General features: G+C 62.8%; 12 protein-coding genes. 6 read left to right on the top strand and 6 right to left on the bottom strand.

The window, feature by feature from the left end:
• Window positions 1-3 precede the first annotated feature (3 nt).
• Window positions 4-1,998, bottom strand: coding sequence for a type I pullulanase (gene pulA / locus MON38_RS02125; protein WP_241934479.1), 1,995 nt, complete (start codon window positions 1,996-1,998; stop codon window positions 4-6).
• Between the two features lie 291 nt (window positions 1,999-2,289).
• On the opposite strand from pulA, the gene MON38_RS02120 reads away from it, so the two are divergent.
• The 4 genes from MON38_RS02120 (at window position 2,290) to MON38_RS02105 (ending at window position 11,367) form a co-directional block, all read left to right on the top strand.
• On the top strand, window positions 2,290-3,366 hold the full coding sequence (locus tag MON38_RS02120; RefSeq protein WP_241934478.1) for a sensor histidine kinase: 1,077 nt from the start codon (window positions 2,290-2,292) through the stop codon (window positions 3,364-3,366).
• Between the two features lie 147 nt (window positions 3,367-3,513).
• Window positions 3,514-4,266, top strand: a complete 753-nt coding sequence (locus MON38_RS02115) for a LytR/AlgR family response regulator transcription factor (RefSeq protein WP_241934477.1) — start codon at window positions 3,514-3,516, stop codon at window positions 4,264-4,266.
• Between the two features lie 125 nt (window positions 4,267-4,391).
• Window positions 4,392-5,639, top strand: coding sequence for a glycosyltransferase family 4 protein (locus MON38_RS02110; RefSeq protein WP_277881341.1), 1,248 nt, complete (start codon window positions 4,392-4,394; stop codon window positions 5,637-5,639).
• Window positions 5,640-6,198: 559 nt separating this feature from the next.
• Window positions 6,199-11,367 (top strand): choice-of-anchor D domain-containing protein, encoded by a 5,169-nt coding sequence (locus MON38_RS02105; RefSeq protein WP_241934476.1) that lies wholly within the window; start codon window positions 6,199-6,201, stop codon window positions 11,365-11,367.
• A 205-nt stretch (window positions 11,368-11,572) separates the two neighbouring features.
• Here the strand turns inward: MON38_RS02105 and MON38_RS02100 are convergent, their stop codons facing one another.
• From MON38_RS02100 to MON38_RS02085, 4 genes are all read right to left on the bottom strand, one after another.
• Window positions 11,573-11,899, bottom strand: a complete 327-nt coding sequence (locus tag MON38_RS02100; protein WP_241934475.1) for a HesB/IscA family protein — start codon at window positions 11,897-11,899, stop codon at window positions 11,573-11,575.
• Between the two features lie 122 nt (window positions 11,900-12,021).
• Window positions 12,022-12,414: a hypothetical protein gene (locus MON38_RS02095; protein ID WP_241934474.1), complete on the bottom strand. Its 393-nt coding sequence runs from the start codon at window positions 12,412-12,414 to the stop codon at window positions 12,022-12,024.
• A gap of 104 nt (window positions 12,415-12,518) precedes the next feature.
• Window positions 12,519-12,929 (bottom strand): Fe-S cluster assembly scaffold IscU, encoded by a 411-nt coding sequence (gene iscU / locus MON38_RS02090; protein WP_168673962.1) that lies wholly within the window; start codon window positions 12,927-12,929, stop codon window positions 12,519-12,521.
• A 118-nt stretch (window positions 12,930-13,047) separates the two neighbouring features.
• Complete coding sequence (locus tag MON38_RS02085; RefSeq protein WP_277881340.1) at window positions 13,048-14,262, bottom strand: IscS subfamily cysteine desulfurase; 1,215 nt, start codon at window positions 14,260-14,262, stop codon at window positions 13,048-13,050.
• Between the two features lie 207 nt (window positions 14,263-14,469).
• On the opposite strand from MON38_RS02085, the gene mce reads away from it, so the two are divergent.
• Window positions 14,470-14,877 carry a methylmalonyl-CoA epimerase gene (gene mce / locus MON38_RS02080; RefSeq protein WP_241934473.1) on the top strand — a complete coding sequence of 136 codons (408 nt, stop codon included), beginning with the start codon at window positions 14,470-14,472 and terminating at the stop codon, window positions 14,875-14,877.
• 68 nt (window positions 14,878-14,945) lie between these two features.
• On the opposite strand, the gene MON38_RS02075 is transcribed toward mce, so the two are convergent.
• Window positions 14,946-15,827, bottom strand: a complete 882-nt coding sequence (locus MON38_RS02075; RefSeq protein ID WP_241934472.1) for an alpha/beta fold hydrolase — start codon at window positions 15,825-15,827, stop codon at window positions 14,946-14,948.
• A 141-nt stretch (window positions 15,828-15,968) separates the two neighbouring features.
• Here MON38_RS02075 and MON38_RS02070 point away from each other — a divergent pair, with 141 nt between their 5' ends.
• The gene (locus MON38_RS02070) at window positions 15,969-16,541 is read left to right on the top strand and encodes an L-threonylcarbamoyladenylate synthase (RefSeq protein ID WP_241934471.1); all 573 of its coding nucleotides are present in this window, start codon (window positions 15,969-15,971) and stop codon (window positions 16,539-16,541) included.
• Window positions 16,542-16,544 lie beyond the last annotated feature (3 nt).

Raw genomic sequence — 16,544 nt, 5'->3', positions numbered from 1 at the left:
AGGCTACTTTATCGGCACCAATATCAGCGCTGAGTTGCCGGGCAGCTGCACGCCGCTGGTTACTTCCAGCACGTCGAGGCCTTCTTCGTTGATTTGGTCGCCGCGCAGCACTACTTTGTAGGTGTCGCGCGGCAGGGCGAGGCTATCGGCGGTGCGCTTGCCGTTGAAGATGACGATGATGTCTTGCCAGGCGTCGCCGCCAGCGTGGTCTTTCAGGCGGTAGGCGATAACGCCGGGCTTGGCGGGCAGAAACTCCAGGTGCTGCTGCACCAGCTCGGCGGTAGGCAGGCGGAAGGCCGGATGGTTGCGGCGCAGCCCCAGCAGCTTGCGGTAGAACTCGTACACGGCCACATACTTCGCCTTGCGGCTCCAGTCGAGCTGGTTCACGCTGTCGGGCTGATTGTAGGAGTTCGAGGAGCCGCCCTTGGTGCGCAGAAACTCGTCGCCGACCGGCAGAAACGGCACGCCCTGCGACGTGAAGACGATGGTGTTGCTCAGCACGTCCATCTTGATGAGTTGGGCCTCGGTAGCGGTGGGGTTCGACACCGAGAGCTTGTCCCAGAGCACCCGGTCGTCGTGGCAGGCCACGTAGTTGATGGCCTGGCTGGGGGCGTTGGCCCAGGGTGCTTTGGAGTAGTTCACCTTGGCATAGTCGAGCTGCGAATGGCGCGTCGCGCCTACAATGCCAAACTTCACGCTCTCCTCCAGGCCGGGCTGGCCGCTGGCGAAGCCGGGCTCGGTCTGGTGGGCGTAGTGGCCCTTCACACCGTCGCGCAGCTCGTCGCCGAAGGCCGCGATGCGGTCGATTTTCAGAATGTTGGCCTTCACAGCGCGCTCGGCCTCGGGCAGGGGCGAGGGGCCGGCGGTCCAGCCCTCGCCGTAGATGAAAATGCTGTGGTCCTGCTGGTCGAGGGCCACGCGCACGGCGCGCATGGTTTCGAGGTCGAGCACGCCCATGAGGTCGAAGCGGAAGCCGTCGGCGTGGTACTCGCGGGCCCAGTACGCCACCGATTCCACGATGAGCTTGCGCACCATGGGCCGCTCCGAGGCTACCTCGTTGCCGCAGGCCGTGGCGTTGCTCAGCTTGCCATCGGCTTGGTGGCGGAAATAATAGCCGGGCACCAATTGCTCGAAATTGCTGCGGCCGGCATCGGCCACGTGGTTGTACACCACGTCGAGCACCACGCGCAGGCCCGCGCCGTGCAGGTTCTCCACCAGCTGCTTGAACTCGCGGATGCGGGCCGCCGGGTTGGCGGCATCGGTAGAGTACGAGCCTTCGGGCACCGAGTAGTTCAGCGGGTCGTAGCCCCAGTTGTAGCGGTTGGCGCGGGCGGGCGCGGTCTCGTCGATGCTGGCGAAATCGTTGGTGGGCAGCAGGTGCACGTGGGTCAGGCCGAGCTCCACGAGGTGGTCGAAGCCGGTGCTCACGTTGTCGGGGCCGCGGGTGCCGGTCTGGGCCGCGCCCAGAAACTTGCCCTTGTGCCGCACGCCCGACTGCGGGTGCATGGTGAGGTCGCGCACCTGCACTTCGCCAATCACGATGTCGGTGGTCTGTTTCAGGGCCGGGCGCAGGTCGGCGTCCCAGCCGGCGGGCTGCGCAATGGCGGGGTTGAACACGGCCCCGCGCAGGCCGTTGATGCCCACGGCGTGCGCGTACGGGTCGGCTACTTCGGCCATCTTCTTGCCTGCAATGGTGGCCTGCACGGTATAGAAGCCGCCAATACCCGCAGGCAGCGCGTAGGTCCAGGTGCCTTCCTGGGCTTTGGTCATGGCGTAGTCGGCCACGGCCGCGCCGCCGGTGCCGGCGGCGTACAGCTTCAGGTGCAGTGCCTCGGCAGTGGGAGCCCACACGCGCAGGGTGGCCTGGTTGCCGCGCCAGGTCAGGCCCAAATCCGGGCCGTGGTAGATGGGGTAGCTGGCGAAATCGGGCAGGGGCGGGGCGGCCGGAGCCAGAAAAGGCGAGAGCAACACAAGCAGCAGCGGTAGCAGGCGAATCATAAATACAAAGGTCGGGCCTGGGGGCGGAAGTCAAGCCGGAGCCAGGGGGCGCGAGTGGTTCTGAACCGCTATAAGGTGGTCTGGAACCGGTCCGGAGAGGTTCGAAACCACTTCAAGGTGGTGCGTACCCGGTCCCGGGTGGTTCCAAACCAGTCCGGTGTACTTGATTTCCTGCTTCAGTCCCAACCGATAAAACCCGGCCCGCCGTCGATACAAAGCCCGGCGCGGTCGGTTTGGAAAAGCAGCGTGCGCGGGCTCCGGCTATGTTTGTTTGGCAATTTCCTCCCGCCCATGCCCGACCTCACGCCCCGCCGCTACCTCACGCCGCTCATTCATGTGCTGGTGTGGGGCCTGTTCGGGCTCACGTTTCTGCTGTTTCAGCCGCTTACCGGGCGGCTCACCATGCCCCCGCAGTTCTGGCTGAAGCAGGGGCTGATGTTCGTGGTCTGGGTGACCACGTTCTACTTTACCGCCAGAGTTACGGTGCCGCGCCTGCTGTTTAATGGCCGAACCGGGTGGTTTATTCTGGCGCTGGTAGCTACCACGATAGTGGTGCTCAGCTGCAGCAAGTTTCTCGAAACGGTGCTCGACCTGCCCGCGCTCATGGACAAGGCTTTTATGGCGGCGGCCGGCCGGCCCCGGTTGGCGCGCTCCGGCCCGCACATCGACACCATGGGCCTGCTGACCACCATGTTCGTGCTGGGCATCAGTACCAGTACCACGGTGGTGCAGAAGTGGCAGCACGACGCCCAGATTCGGCAGACCCTGGAGCAGCAGCGCGTGCAGTCGGAGCTATCGGTGCTCAAGGCCCAGATTAACCCGCACTTTTTCTTCAATACCCTCAACAACATCTACGCCCTCACCCTGCTCGACGGCGAGCAGGCCCGCGTGGCCATTCACCGGCTTTCGCGCATGATGCGCTACGTGCTGTACGACACCGCCGGCGGCCTCACCCTGCTCAGCCAGGAAATCGCCTTCGTGCAGGACTACATCACCCTCATGCAGCTGCGCCTCGACGAACGGGTGACGGTGACATTTGAGAAGCCCGAGCCCGTGCGCGACGTGCCGGTGGCCCCCATGCTGCTGTTGCCTTTCCTCGAAAATGCCTTCAAGCACGGCGTGGCAGCCACTCAGAAAAGCAGCATTCTCATTGCCCTGCGCCAGCCCTCGGCCAACGTGCTGGAGCTGGAAGTGCGCAACTCCCTGCTGCCCATGCCCTCCACCGACCTGGCCGGCAGCAACGGCATCGGCTTGGCCAACACCCGCCGCCGCCTCGATTTGCTCTATCCCGGCCGCTTCACCCTGCTGGTCGAGCCCAACACGCCGGCCCACGAATTTCGCGTGCACCTAACGTTGCAGGTAAGTTAATGACGCATTTTGCCCGTCCTGCTGCGCTTGTCGAAGCATCGCTCCCGCTTCGTTGAGTTGATTGGAGTTAGCGTTGCAGTAGAGTTGCTTCGACAAGCGCAGCAGGACGTTCTTTCACTTTCCCATTTCCCGCTTCTCAATTCCCCAATGAGCATTTTGCCGCCCCTCCGCACCATTGCCGTCGATGATGAGCCCTTGGCCCTGGGCCTGGTGGCGTCGTTTGTGCAGCAAACGCCGTTTCTGGAGCTGGTGGGCAAGTTTGGCAGCGCCGTGGAGGCCCTAAAATACCTGCACGAGCACCCCGGCGCGGTCGATTTGGCCTTTCTGGATATTCAGATGCAGGAGCTTAACGGCCTGGAGCTGGCTCGCGTGCTGGGCCCCACCGGCCCGCGCGTGGTGTTCACCACCGCCTTCCCACAATACGCCCTCGATGGCTACCGCGTCGATGCCCTCGACTACCTGGTCAAGCCCTTCAACTACGAGGAGTTTCTGCGGGCTGCCGGCAAGGCCCGCGCCTACGCCGAACTGGTAGCGGCCCCCGCCGCCGCGCCGGCCGCCGCCGCTGCTGCTGCCGACGAGGAGGAATACCTCTTCCTGAAGGCCGAATACCAGCTGGTGCGCGTGGCCCTCAGCGACATTCTTTATGTCGAAGGCCTGAAAGACTACGTGAAGGTGCACCTCAAAAGCACGCCCCGCGCCCTGCTCAGCCTCATGAGCTTGAAGGCCATGGAAGAGAAGCTGCCCACCCGGCGCTTCATGCGCATCCACCGCTCGTTCATCGTGGCGCTCGATAAAATCGAGGCCGTGCGCCGCCTCACTGTTCAGATTGGCGCCGTCACCATTCCCGTGGGCGACCAATACAAGGAAGCCTTTCTGCAGTTTCTCAGCCGCTGGAGCTGAGGCGGTTGGCGGTTTTGGCGCAATGCCACCGGCTACAGGCAGTCGTGGCGCATTGCGATTCCGTTCGGGCCATTTTGGGGCGCGGGCTGAGTTTATCCTCCTTCTCACCCTATCCCTTTGCCGCTATGAACAACCCAACTGCCACTTTGCCGCAGGACGCCACCTGCGCCGGCCCCGCGCCGGGCCTGGCTCCGCAGTTGGGCGTCCTCTGTCTGTCGGGCAGCCTGGGCGGGCTGGAGCTGAACAGCCTGAAATTTGCCGGCTGGATGCAGGAGCGCGGCTGGCGCGTCACGTTTTTCGCGCCGCCCGCTACGCCGCTGGCCACCTGGGCCGAAGAGTGGTTTGTGCCCCTCGAAACCCTGGCCGTGCGGCGCGGCCCCGCCATGCCCCTGCTGGCCTGGGCCCTGAAGGAACAGCTCGAGCGCCTGCACATCACCGTGCTGGTCGTGACGCAAAACAAGGACCTGCCCGCCGCCACGCTGGCCAAAACCCTCATGGGCGGTCGCCTGCGCATCATCTACCAGCAGCACATGCAGCTGGGGCGGCCCAAGCGCAGCTTCGTGCACACCATCCGCTTCAACCTGCTCGATGCCTGGCTGACCCCGCTGCCCGGCCTCGCGGCCGAAGTGGGCCGCCTCACCCGCTTCGATGCGCGCAAGCTGCACGTGGTGCCGCTGGGCCTGCCGCTCGGGCAGTTTGCTGCGCCCGCCCACACGCCCGCCGAAGCCCGCCACGCCCTCGGCTTGCCCGCCACCGGCCCGTTGCTGGGCATTCTGGGCCGGCTCGATGCGGCCAAAGGCCAGGATTTCGTGATTGACGTGCTGCACCGCCTGCGCTCCGACTACGGCTCCGACGCCCAACTCGTCATCATGGGCGAGCTCACCCGCCACCAAGGCGACGGCTACCTGCGCCAGCTGCAGGCGCAGGTGGCCCGCCTGGGCTTGCAGGCGCAGGTGCATTTTCGCGGTTTTCAGTCCAATCCGGTCGTATTTTTCCAGGCCATCGATGTCTTTGTGTTGGCTTCCGAAAGCGAAACCTATGGCATGGTCACCCTCGAAGCGTTGGCCGCGGGCGTGCCCGTGGTAGCAGCCGCTACCGGCGGCACGCCCGAGTTGGTACAGCACAACCGCACCGGCCTGCTCTACCTGCGTCGCGACCTGGCCGCCTGCGCCCGTGCCGTGCAGCGCACCCTCGCCGACCCAGCTGCCACGCAGGCCCGGGTGGAGGCCGCGCGCCTGGGCTGCTGGCGCTACGCCCACCAACGCCAGTGCGCCCTCACCGAAGACGTGATTTGGGCGGTTTGCGCCGAGGCCGCCCCGCGGGCCCGCGCCCAACGGCCGGCCGTGGCCCTGCGGGCCGCGTTTGCCCGCTAGCGGGGCCCGCAGTAAAGATTGGGTTGGGGCGGTGTGCTGATACTGGCCGGCAGGGGAGGCGCGCCCTGCTTTGTTGCCGGAGTGCAGGCCTTTTCGCTGCTGCTTGCCGAAGCAGGCAGTCCGGTAGTGTGCAGGTGCCCGGGGCCCTTGTTGCCTGAAAACAGGTTTAAAAGGGTCGCTTAAGCAAATGCTCCTTGCTACGCCGGGCGGGAAATGCACTGGCACCGGTGGCCGCGGGAGGTAAAGATTAATTAATGGCAATACGTCTGGAGTCCAGTTTTAAGCCGATATCTTTACACCCGACGTGTCCACCCCGTGTTAGTTTGGTAAATCCTCTAATAGCCCGCTTTTTATGCGAAACCCGTTACCCCTTTTGTCCGCCCGCACTGCCCGCAGCCTCACGCTGCTGATGATGCTAATGTTACCCCTGCTTGGCTGGGGACAGACGACGATTTTTCACGCTTACCCGACCAGTAACGCCTATACCGCACTGCCGAGTGGCTGGGTAGGAAGCAATACTAACCTTACTAACCCCATTGAAAGAGGAACTTACTTCTTGGTGGAGGCTACAAGTAACTTTGATGTCATTACCACCAGCGAGTACGACTTAACAGCCTATAATTCCGCAACTTTTACATTTGATGCAGCGGCGTTTGGCACTGGGAGCAACAAGCTTAAGGTAGAAATTTCCTACGATGGGGGCAACACCTACAGCCAAACGGCCACTTCCAACACTGTTTCTACAACGACTTACGCGGGGAATATCGTAAGCCTCACAGGCACTTTTTCATCCAACGTAAAAATCCGGCTCAGTCCGAATACGACTACTGGTTCAAGTGTTCGAATACAGAACCTTAAGCTGGTAGCGACCTCTGCAACTCCTACGCCCAGCATCACAGTCGGCGCCCTCTCGCCAACTGGCAGCTTCACCACCCCGCAGGGCACGGCCTCGGCCGCCAAAAGCTACACCCTGAGCGGCAGCAACCTCACGGCTGGCATACTGGTAACGCCCCCAGCCGGCTACCAGGTGTCGCAAACCAGCGCCACCACCGGCTTTGCCGCCGATGCCACGGCCATCACGGTGGCCCAAACCAGCGGTAGCGCCTCAGCCACCATCTACGTGCGCCTGACGGGCACCACGGCCGGCTCCTACAGCGGCGATGTAACCAACGAGAGCGCCAGTGCCACCCAAAAGGTCACCGTCACCGGCACCGTCACGGTTGCGCCTACCGTCACAACCACCGCGCCGGCCACGGGCATCGCCGCCACCGCGGCCACCATCGCGGGCAACATTACCAGCTTGGGCGTGCCCACGGCCAGCACGTCGTATGGCTTTGTGTACAGCACCACGGCCAGCACGGCCGCTGCGCTGGTGCTGCCCGCCAGCGGCACGGTCACGGCCAAGCCGGTGGGCACCACCGGGGCCACCACCGGGGCCTACAGCACCAACCTTGCCGGCCTCACGGCCAGCACCACGTACTACTACCGCGCCTATGCTTCGAACGCAACGGGCACGGGCTACGGCAGCATCGAGTCGTTCACCACGAATGCGGCCCCAATTGTGCCGCTGCTCACGCCGTCTACTTCCGCGCTCAACGGGTTCAACTACTACGTTGGAAGCGGGCCGTCGGCCTCGCAGTCCTTCAACCTGAGCGGCAGCAACCTCACGGCGGGCAGCGACATCGTCATCAGCGCCGCTGGCACCGACTACGAGGTATCGACCGATAATACTACTTTCGACGTGACGGCTACCATTGCCAACCCCACCGGCGGCACGTTGGCCGCCACGCCGGTTTACGTGCGCCTCAAGGCCATGCTGGCCGCTGCCAGCTACAACGGCCAGGCGGTGAGCATCACGGGCGGCGGCACTACCAGCACCGCAACTGTTACGATGAGCGGCTCGGTAACGGCCCTGCCCACCATCACCACCGGCACCGTTGCGCCCTCGTCGGTGGTGCAGGGCGGCAGTGTGGTCGTGCCCTACACCACCAGCGGTACTTTCGGCACGGGCAACGTTTTTGCGGCCGAGCTTTCCACCGCGACGGGTACTTTCCCCGGCACGGCCCTTACCACCACGGCCAGCAGCGCCGGCTCGCTCACGGTAACCATTCCGGCGGCTACGGCCCCCGGCACCGCCTACACCATTCGGGTGAATGCCAGCAGCCCGGCCGTGAACGGCACGGCTTCGGGCACGTTTGCCGTCACGGCCGCGCCGGCGGGCGGGCAGCTGCTGCTCTACGATTTCAGCGCCAGCGCCACCAACCCCAACGCCCCCACGCCGCCCACGCCGGTGGCCAACACCACGGCTTCCGATTTCGCCATTGGCGGGGGCATCACGCAGTCCACCACCACGGGTGTAGTCAATACCTCCAGCTACAACACCACTACCCCCACCCGAAACGCCCCCACGACCGACGAGTACCTCAGCTTTAGCTTCACGCCGAATACGGGCTACGGCGTTTCGCTTTCGGAAGTGAGCTTTAAGGACCTGTCCAGCAGCACGGGCCCAACCAACACGCAGGTTTTCTACAGCTTCAATGCCTCCTTCACCAATGCGGTGCAGCTGGCCACCAACGCCGTTAGCTCGGCTACCCTCACTTCGCGCAACATTGCGCTCAGCGGCATTGCAGACCTGCAGAACGCCACGGGCACCATATATTTCCGGGTATTCCCGTACGGCGCCACGGGCGCGACCGGCTCTTACCGCATCGATGACGTAGCCCTGACCGGCACGGTACAGGCCGCTCCGGTACTGCCCGAAATCAACGTGGTGCAGGGCACCACCGCCGTGGGCTCGGGCGATACGTACAACTTTGGGCAGCTGCAGGCCGGGGCTTTGGCCACGGCCACCTTCACCATTCAGAACCTGGGCCTGGCCGACCTGTCGCTGACCGGGACGCCCTCCGTGCAGCTGGTAACGGGCAGCTCGGCCGACTACGTGGTAACGGCCCAGCCGGCAGCAGCGACCGTCGGCAGTGGCAGCAGCACCACTTTCACCGTTACGTTCTCGCCCACGAGCGGCGCCACCCAAACGGCTACGCTCAGCATTGCCAGCAACGACCAGACCGGCAACGAAGCGCCCTACCTCATCACCCTGACTGGTTCGGCCGTGCCGCTCTACACGTGGAACGGCACGGGCACGAGCTGGAACGCAACGGGCAGCTGGACGCCCGCCCGCACCACTCCCGGTGCCAGCGACATCCTTGTTTTCGATGGCAGCAACACTTCAACGGCCACCATCACCACGGATTTCACTTCGCCCCAAACCGTTGGGCAGCTGCTGTTCCGCAACAACGTGGTGGCCACGTTCAACAACACCGCCAACCGCACCCTCACCATCGCCAACGGCAATGCCGCCGGGGCCGACCTGCAAATTGAGGCCGGCTCCCGCCTCACGGTGTTCAACCCGAGCACCAGCACCACGGCAACGGGCCTCACACTGCAGCTGGGCACCGGGGCCACGACCCGTGTTGCCGGCACTCTAGTGTTCAATGCGACTACCCTGGGTGCTTCCGGCACCGGCGCTCACCGCCTGCTAGGCAGCGGCGCCGGCAGCATCGACTTTGTGAGCGGCAGCTCGTTCATCGCCGGCCTCAACTTCTCGGGCAATCCGTTTGGCGCGGCTTCGGCCTACGATAACAACGTGGTTTTCCGCAGCGGCTCGCGCCTGGAGCAGGCCGGTGGCCTGCAGCCTTTCGGCCTCACGGCCCCCGCCACGGTGCTCACGCTGGAGCCCGGCAGCTCGTACGTGTACAGCGTGCCCGGCAATTCGACGCCGCCGCTGAGCAGCCGCAGCTTCGGCAACCTGGAATTCAACACGGGCAGCGGCATTGCGACTTCGACCGCTAACGGAACCTTGAACATCGCCGGCAACCTCGTCGTGAGCAGCGGCACCATCAACCTGAACCTGGACAACACCATTTCGATTGGCGGCAACCTCGTGGTGAACGCCGGCAGCACCCTGTCCTTCGTTCCGGACGAAGGAGGGGTTGAAGTAGTGTCGTTGAACGGCAGCGCCGCCCAAACCATCAGCGGAGCCGGCACGCTCACCTTCGGGGCCACCTCGAACCTGCAGGTGAACAACGCCGCCGGCGTTACGCTGGCCCGGGCCCTCACCCTGAATCGCCTGACCCTGACCAACGGCGCGCTGGCCCTGAACGGCAACACGCTCACCGTTACCGGGCCGCTGGCCGTCGACCAGGCCAACGGTTTCCTGCAGGGCTCAGCGGCTTCCAGCCTCGTGCTTACCGGCACCGGCACGCTGGCCAACGTCAACACCACCGCCGGCGCGGGCAGCACCTTCGGCACCCTTACCCTGAACCGCACCGACGCCGGCACGCTGGCCTTCAACAACTCCGTAACCCTGAACGGCCTCACCCTGACGGCCGGCACGCTGGCCATTGGGTCTAACAATACCCTGACGCTGAACGGCCCCGTAGCCGCCACGGCTGCCACCGGCTACCTACAGGGCTCGGCTACTTCCAGCCTCAGCTTCACGGGGGCCAGCGCCACCACGGGCCTGCTGGCCTTCACGCCCGGCGCCGGCAGTTCGCTGCAAAGCCTGACGCTGAATCAAAGCACCAACACCCTGATTCCAGTAGCCAGCACGCTCACCATCGGCACTCTCGACCTCACGGTGGGCTCGCTGCTGTTCGCCGCGCCGGCCCGCGCCATTGTGGGCACGTTGGCAACCCCAGGCAACGCCAACAGCTTCGTCAGCGCCGTCACGCTCACCACACCGGTGTCGGCAGCCCCCACGCTCACCTTCCCGCTGGGCGCTGCCCTCAACCGCTTCCGCCCGCTCACGCTGGCTGCCACCCAGGCCAGCAGCGCCACGGCCTACACCGCCCGCGTAACCGAACAAAGCGCCAACAGCCGGGGAGTGGACAACACCAACGGCGGAGCCCTCACGCGCGTGTCGCGCATCCGCTACTACAGCCTGGCTGAAGAAGTCACCACCAATTTCCAGAGCGGTGTGCTCACGCTGTCTTTCGGCACCGGCGACGTGGTAACGGACCTAAGCAGCCTGCGCCTTGCCCGCTCGGCCAGCGCCGGCACTCCTTTCTCCGATGTGAACCCGTCGAACACGCCGCCCACCGCAGTGGCGGGCAACGCCAGCTCCGGCACCATCACCGATGCTATTGGTGCGCTGGGTGATTTCGCGCTGGGTACCACTGCCCTCACCGACGATGTTAACCCGCTGCCCGTCGAGCTCACTGCCTTCAGTGCCCAGCGCCAGGCCGATAAAACGGTAACGGTGAAATGGAATACGGCCAGCGAGAAAAACAGCGCCCGCTTCGAAGTGCAGCGCAGTTCCGACGGTCGTGAGTATACGCTCGTGGCCAGCGCCGCTGCGCAGGGCAGCAGCTCCCATGCTACGGCCTATGCCGCCGTGGATAAAGCAGCCCCGGCCGGCAAGCTCTACTACCGCCTGCGCCAGGTCGACCTCGATGGTACTGCTGCTTTCTCGCCCGTGGTTACCGTAGCAGGCTCGGGGGCTGCTGCCAAGGTGGCGCTCTACCCCAACCCTGCCCACAGCCGCATCAGCTTCGCCGCCGAAGCGGCCACGCCGTACCGCGTGCTTAACCAGCTGGGCCAGCCCCTGCTGCACGGCACCACCGAAGCTGGCCCCGCCAGCATCGGCCTCGAAACCCTGCCCACCGGCCTCTACTTCCTGGAGCTGCAAACGGCTACCGGCCGCACCGTGCAGAAATTCGAGAAGGAGTAACCTAAACCGCAGATTATGCGGATTTAACGGATTGCGCAGATTCAAATGCTATCCGTTTCATGCAATAAAAAAGGCCACCCAATCGGGTGGCCTTTTTTATTATCCGTTGCTTTCTATGATAAGCAAATGCTAACCCAATCCTGCAGAAGCCAACAGGGACAGCATCAGAATTCGCGTAATCCGTTAAATCCGCGTAATCTGCGGTTCAGACCGAGAAGCTCTCGCCGCAGCCGCACTCGCGCGAAGCGTTGGGGTTGTTGAACTGGAAGCCCTTGCCGTTGAGGCCGTCGGAGAAATCCAGCTCGGTGCCGGCCAGGTAGAGGAAGCTTTTCATGTCGACCACCACGCGCACACCTTTGTCCTCAAACTCCTGGTCCATGGGCCGCACTTCGTTATCAAAGTCCAGCTTATAGCTCAGGCCCGAGCAGCCGCCGCCGGCCACCGAGGCGCGCAGGCGGTAGGTTTCATCCAGGTGCGCGTCGCTCATCAGGCGCGATACTTTTTCTTTGGCTTTATCCGATACGGTAATCATGGCAGTAGGAGCGGGACCACTTGGGCTTAGAGCAAGCCGAATGGACCCGCAATTTAGACAGATTATAAACAAGGCGACGAATTTCTTTGTTCGCCCGCCCATCAAATAATTCATTCCAGCTCCTAAGAGCTCGGGTTCAACACCACGCTGAACACGGTAATCGTATTCAAATCGCGGCCGAAATAGAGCTTGTCGAGCGCCTCATATACGTTGTGCGCCCGGAAATAGGAGGTGTGCAGCGCTTTATCGTCGCGGGCACTCCACTGCACCGTGTAGGAGCTCTCCGTGTCGCGGAAGCGCTTTACATAGGCCAGCATTTTCTCCAGGCACTCCACTTTATCGCGCCCCGTTTCGTAGCGAAACAGGAAGCTTTGCTGGTGCCGCGGGTTCACCGTAATCAAATCCAGCCGCGTCTGGCCATCCGGCGCCCGAAACTCAAACTGCAGCTGCGCGGGTTCCAGACCCAGATACTGCCGAATCTCGCGCTCCAGCCGGGCAATGTCAAATTCGTCCATCGGTTGAGTTAAAAATTAAAAGTGAAGAGTTAAGAGGTAGAAGCTTCGGCCCAATTCAGAACCAAAACTTCCAACTCTTAACTCTTCACTTTTAACTCAAATAATTAGTGGTGCGACAGTTCCAGGGCGGGCAGACCGTTTTTCACGCGGTAGTCCGAGATGGCCGACTTGATGGCATCTTCAGCCAGCACCGAGCAGTGAATTTTCACGGGTGGCAAAGCCAGCTCTTCCACAATCTCCATGTTATCGATGGCCAGGGCCTCGTCAATGGATTTGCCCTTCAACCACTCCGTTGCGAGCGACGACGAGGCAATAGCCGAGCCGCAGCCGAACGTCTTGAATTTGGCGTCGGTGATGGTGTTGGTGGCTTCGTCCACCTCGATTTGCAGGCGCATTACGTCGCCGCACTCGGGGGCGCCTACGAGGCCGGTGCCTACGTTCTTTTTGCTTTTGTCCAGCGTGCCCACGTTGCGGGGGTTGCTGTAGTGGTCGATTACCTTATCGGAGTAAGCCATTTTAGTAATGTTGAGTTTTGAATGTTGAGTTTTAAGTGCTGTTGAAGGCTGGGTTTTGGTTGGTGAGAATTTCTGAAAGAAAATCATTCAAAACTCAGCCCTCAAAACTCAAAACTTTCTAGTGTTCTGCCCACTCGATTTTGCTCAAATCGACGCCCTCCTTGAACATCTCCCACAGGGGCGACATTTCGCGGAGCTTGGTCACGGCCTCTTTTACGTGGCCGATGGCGTAGTCGATTTGCTCGTCGGTGGTGAAGCGGCTCAGGCCGAAGCGCAGGCTGCTGTGGGCCAAGTCGTCGCTCAGGCCCAGGGCCTTGAGCACGTAGCTGGGCTCCAGCGAGGCCGAAGTGCAGGCCGAGCCCGACGAAACGGCCAGGTCCTTCACGCCCATCATCAGGCCTTCGCCTTCCACGTACTTGAAGCTGATGTTGGTCACGTGCGGCAGCCGGTGTTCTACCGAGCCGTTGATGTAGCTTTCTTCCAGCGTGGTGAGCTCCTTTTCGAGGCGGTCGCGCATGGCCGAGAGGCGGGCGGTATCAGCCGCCATTTCGAGGCGGGCCAACTCGCAGGCCTTGCCCAGGCCCACAATGCCGGGCACGTTGAGGGTGCCCGAGCGCATGCCACGCTCGTGGCCGCCGCCGTCCATCTGGGCGGTTACTTTCACCCGGGGGTTCTTGCGGCGCACGTAGAGGGCACCCACGCCTTTCGGGCCGTACATTTTGTGGGCCGTGAAGGCCATGATGTCGATGCCGTCGGCAAGCACATCAACCGGGATTTTACCAACTGCCTGGGTGCCGTCCGTCATGAACAGGGCGCCGTGGGCGTGGGCAATTTTGGCGATTTCGCGGATGGGCTGAATGGTGCCCGTCTCGTTGTTGCCGTACATGATGGTGACCAGAATGGTCTCGGGCGTCATGGCGGCTTCGAGGTCGGCGAGGCTGATGAGGCCTTTTTCGTCGACGGGCAGGTAGGTTACCTTGCCGCCGAGCTTCTCAATGTGCTTGCAGGTATCGAGCACGGCTTTGTGCTCGGTGGTGCAGGTGATGACGTGGTTACCCTTCTGGCTGTACATCTCGAACACGCCCTTGATGCCCAGGTTATCGGACTCGGTAGCGCCCGAGGTGAAGATGATTTCCTTCGAGTCGCAGTTGATGAGCTTCGAAATCTGCTCGCGGGCGTAATCCACGCCTTCCTCGGCGGCCCAGCCAAAGGGGTGGTTGCGGGAAGCCGCGTTGCCGAATACATCGGTCAGGTAAGGCATCATGGCCTCCAGCACGCGCGGGTCGAGCGGCGTGGTGGCGTTGTTGTCGAGGTAAATGGGGAGCTTCAGCATTGCGCGCAGCGGTATAGCAAAAAGATAAACCAGTGAATGACTGGCGGACCCTTAGAACACGGTTCGGGGGCAATCAGTTTTCTTTGGTCCCACAAAAGTAGACACAATCTAAATAAGGAAATGCGCCGACTTCCGGCAACGGCGCGAAATGCGCGCTAAAACCCGCTTTTTCGCCCGGCCAGTGGCCTTCTTCTCCGTAATCCTTCTATGCTCACCAACCTCGAACACCTCGGCTTAGCCGTAAACGACCTCGAAGCCGCCACCACGCTTTACACTACGCTGCTCGGCATTGCTCCCTATAAGAAGGAGCACGTGGCCAGTGAAGCCGTCGATACGGTTTTTTTCCAGGTCGGCGGCTCGAAGATTGAGCTGCTGGCCGGCACCTCGCCCGATAGCGCCATCACGAAGTTTCTGGCCAAAAAGCCCGAAGGCATTCACCACGTTGCATTTGAGGTCGATGATATTCGGGCCGAGATGGCGCGCCTGAAAGGGGAGGGCTTCGTGCTGCTGAACGAGGAGCCCAAGCATGGGGCCGATAATAAGCTGGTGTGCTTTGTGCATCCCAAAAGTGCGGCCGGCGTGCTGGTGGAGCTGTGCCAGACGATTAACAGCTAATGTCATTCCGAGCGGAGCGAGGAATCTGAGCAAGCTAACCCGGATTCCTCGCTCCGCTTGAAATGACATCAACGGTTCAAAACCGCCGCTACCACAGCATCCGGGGCTTCGCGCGGGATGTAGTGGCCCACGCCGGGCAGCACGCGCCGTTCGTACGGGCCGGTAAAGAACTTTTCCTTGCCTTCGGAAGAAGCTACGAGGCTGGCCCCGTCAATTTCGCCGTGGAGCACGATGGTGGGCACGCTGATTTTGGGCTGCGGCTCCAGCTGTTTTTCCAGTGCCTCGTAGCGCGGGTCGGGCGGGGCGGCGCCCCAGCGGAAACAGTAAGCGTGAAGCACCACGTCGACCCAGTCGGGATTATCCCACGATTGGGCGGTGCGCTCGAACTCGGCTTCGGTGAACGGCATGGTGGGCGACCACGCGTGCCAGATGTAGCGGCAAAACTCGCGGCGATTGTGTTTGAGGGCCTCGTGGCCGCGCTCGGTGTGGAAAAACCACTGGTACCAGTAGGCGTGAATCTGATTGACGGGCATCTGGTCGCCGGGCTTGATGCCGGTTTCGTAGCCGGCCGAGAGGATGACCATGCGCTCGACACGCTCGGGCCAGAGGGCCGCCACCAGGTAGCCGGCCCGGGCACCCCAGTCGTGGCCAATCAGTACCACTTTTTCGATGCCGAGGTGGTCGAGCAGGTCAATAGCATCCTGGGCCAGGGCGGTGGTCTGGCCGCTGCGCGGCGTGTCATTATTCAGGAAAACGGAGCCGCCGCAGCCGCGCATGGAGGGCGCAATGGTCTGGTAGCCGGCGGCTACGAGCTGCTCGGCTACGGCGTCCCAGGTGCGCAAGTCGTCGGGGAAGCCGTGCAGGAGCAGGGCCACGGGGGCATCGGTGGGGCCGCGCCGTTCGTAGGCAATGCGCAGGGTTTCGGTTTCGATGGTGTGGGTGGTTGGCATAATCCGGGCATATTTGTGGCGGTTGATTGAACGCGGGCCGTATTGGCTGGTTACGCCTGCGAAATCAGTTGGTGGGCGCAGGCTCGACCAATTGGCCAGTCAGCAGACCGAATTTTACGAATTTATCCCATCCGTCTTCCCATGAATTTTTTTCAACAGCAAGTGGATTTGGCCGTCGATGCGCTGCTACTTCAGCAGGTTATTCTGTACCCCACCGATACCGTGTGGGGTCTGGGCTGCGATGCCGAAGCGCCGCCCGCCGTGCAGCAACTCTACAAGCTGAAGGGCCGCGAGGCCGGCAAGCCCAGCATCGTGCTGGTGGCCGATTTGGCCATGCTGAAACGCTACGCCGCCGAAGTGCCAGCCGAGCTGGAGGCTATGCTGGCGACCGATACGCGCCCGACTACCTACATCCTGCCCGCCAGCCGGGCCGTGGCCAGGGAACTGGTGGCGCCCGACGGCACCGTGGGCCTGCGCGTGGTGAAGGACGAATTCTGCCACAAAGTGGTGCGCCGCCTGGGCCACGGCCTGGTATCGACTTCGGCCAACAAAGCCGGCGAGGCCACCCCGGCGGTGTATTCAGAAGTAGATACTGCCATCGTGCGCGGGGCCGACCATGTGGTGAACTGGCGGCAGGACGATGCCACGCGCACCGCGCCTTCGCGGGTGGTGCGGCTGGGCGAGGGCGGCAAGCTGGAAGTGGTGCGCGAGTAGAGG

The organism is Hymenobacter cyanobacteriorum (genome assembly GCF_022631375.1).
Lineage (GTDB): Bacteria > Bacteroidota > Bacteroidia > Cytophagales > Hymenobacteraceae > Hymenobacter > Hymenobacter cyanobacteriorum.
The sequence above is the reverse complement of the archived record's forward strand: the minus strand, read 5'-3'. Positions and strand labels throughout refer to the sequence as shown.

Excerpts from the sequence above, each read along its gene's own strand:
- mce (WP_241934473.1), top strand. The coding sequence starts at position 14,470 with ATGCTCACCAACCTCGAACACCTCGGCTTAGCCGTAAACGACCTCGAA.
- MON38_RS02075 (WP_241934472.1), bottom strand. The coding sequence starts at position 15,827 with ATGCCAACCACCCACACCATCGAAACCGAAACCCTGCGCATTGCCTAC.
- MON38_RS02095 (WP_241934474.1), bottom strand. The coding sequence starts at position 12,414 with ATGGACGAATTTGACATTGCCCGGCTGGAGCGCGAGATTCGGCAGTAT.
- MON38_RS02085 (WP_277881340.1), bottom strand. The coding sequence starts at position 14,262 with ATGCTGAAGCTCCCCATTTACCTCGACAACAACGCCACCACGCCGCTC.
- MON38_RS02110 (WP_277881341.1), top strand. The coding sequence starts at position 4,392 with ATGAACAACCCAACTGCCACTTTGCCGCAGGACGCCACCTGCGCCGGC.
- MON38_RS02100 (WP_241934475.1), bottom strand. The coding sequence starts at position 11,899 with ATGATTACCGTATCGGATAAAGCCAAAGAAAAAGTATCGCGCCTGATG.
- MON38_RS02115 (WP_241934477.1), top strand. The coding sequence starts at position 3,514 with ATGAGCATTTTGCCGCCCCTCCGCACCATTGCCGTCGATGATGAGCCC.
- iscU (WP_168673962.1), bottom strand. The coding sequence starts at position 12,929 with ATGGCTTACTCCGATAAGGTAATCGACCACTACAGCAACCCCCGCAAC.
- MON38_RS02070 (WP_241934471.1), top strand. The coding sequence starts at position 15,969 with ATGAATTTTTTTCAACAGCAAGTGGATTTGGCCGTCGATGCGCTGCTA.
- pulA (WP_241934479.1), bottom strand. The coding sequence starts at position 1,998 with ATGATTCGCCTGCTACCGCTGCTGCTTGTGTTGCTCTCGCCTTTTCTG.
- MON38_RS02120 (WP_241934478.1), top strand. The coding sequence starts at position 2,290 with ATGCCCGACCTCACGCCCCGCCGCTACCTCACGCCGCTCATTCATGTG.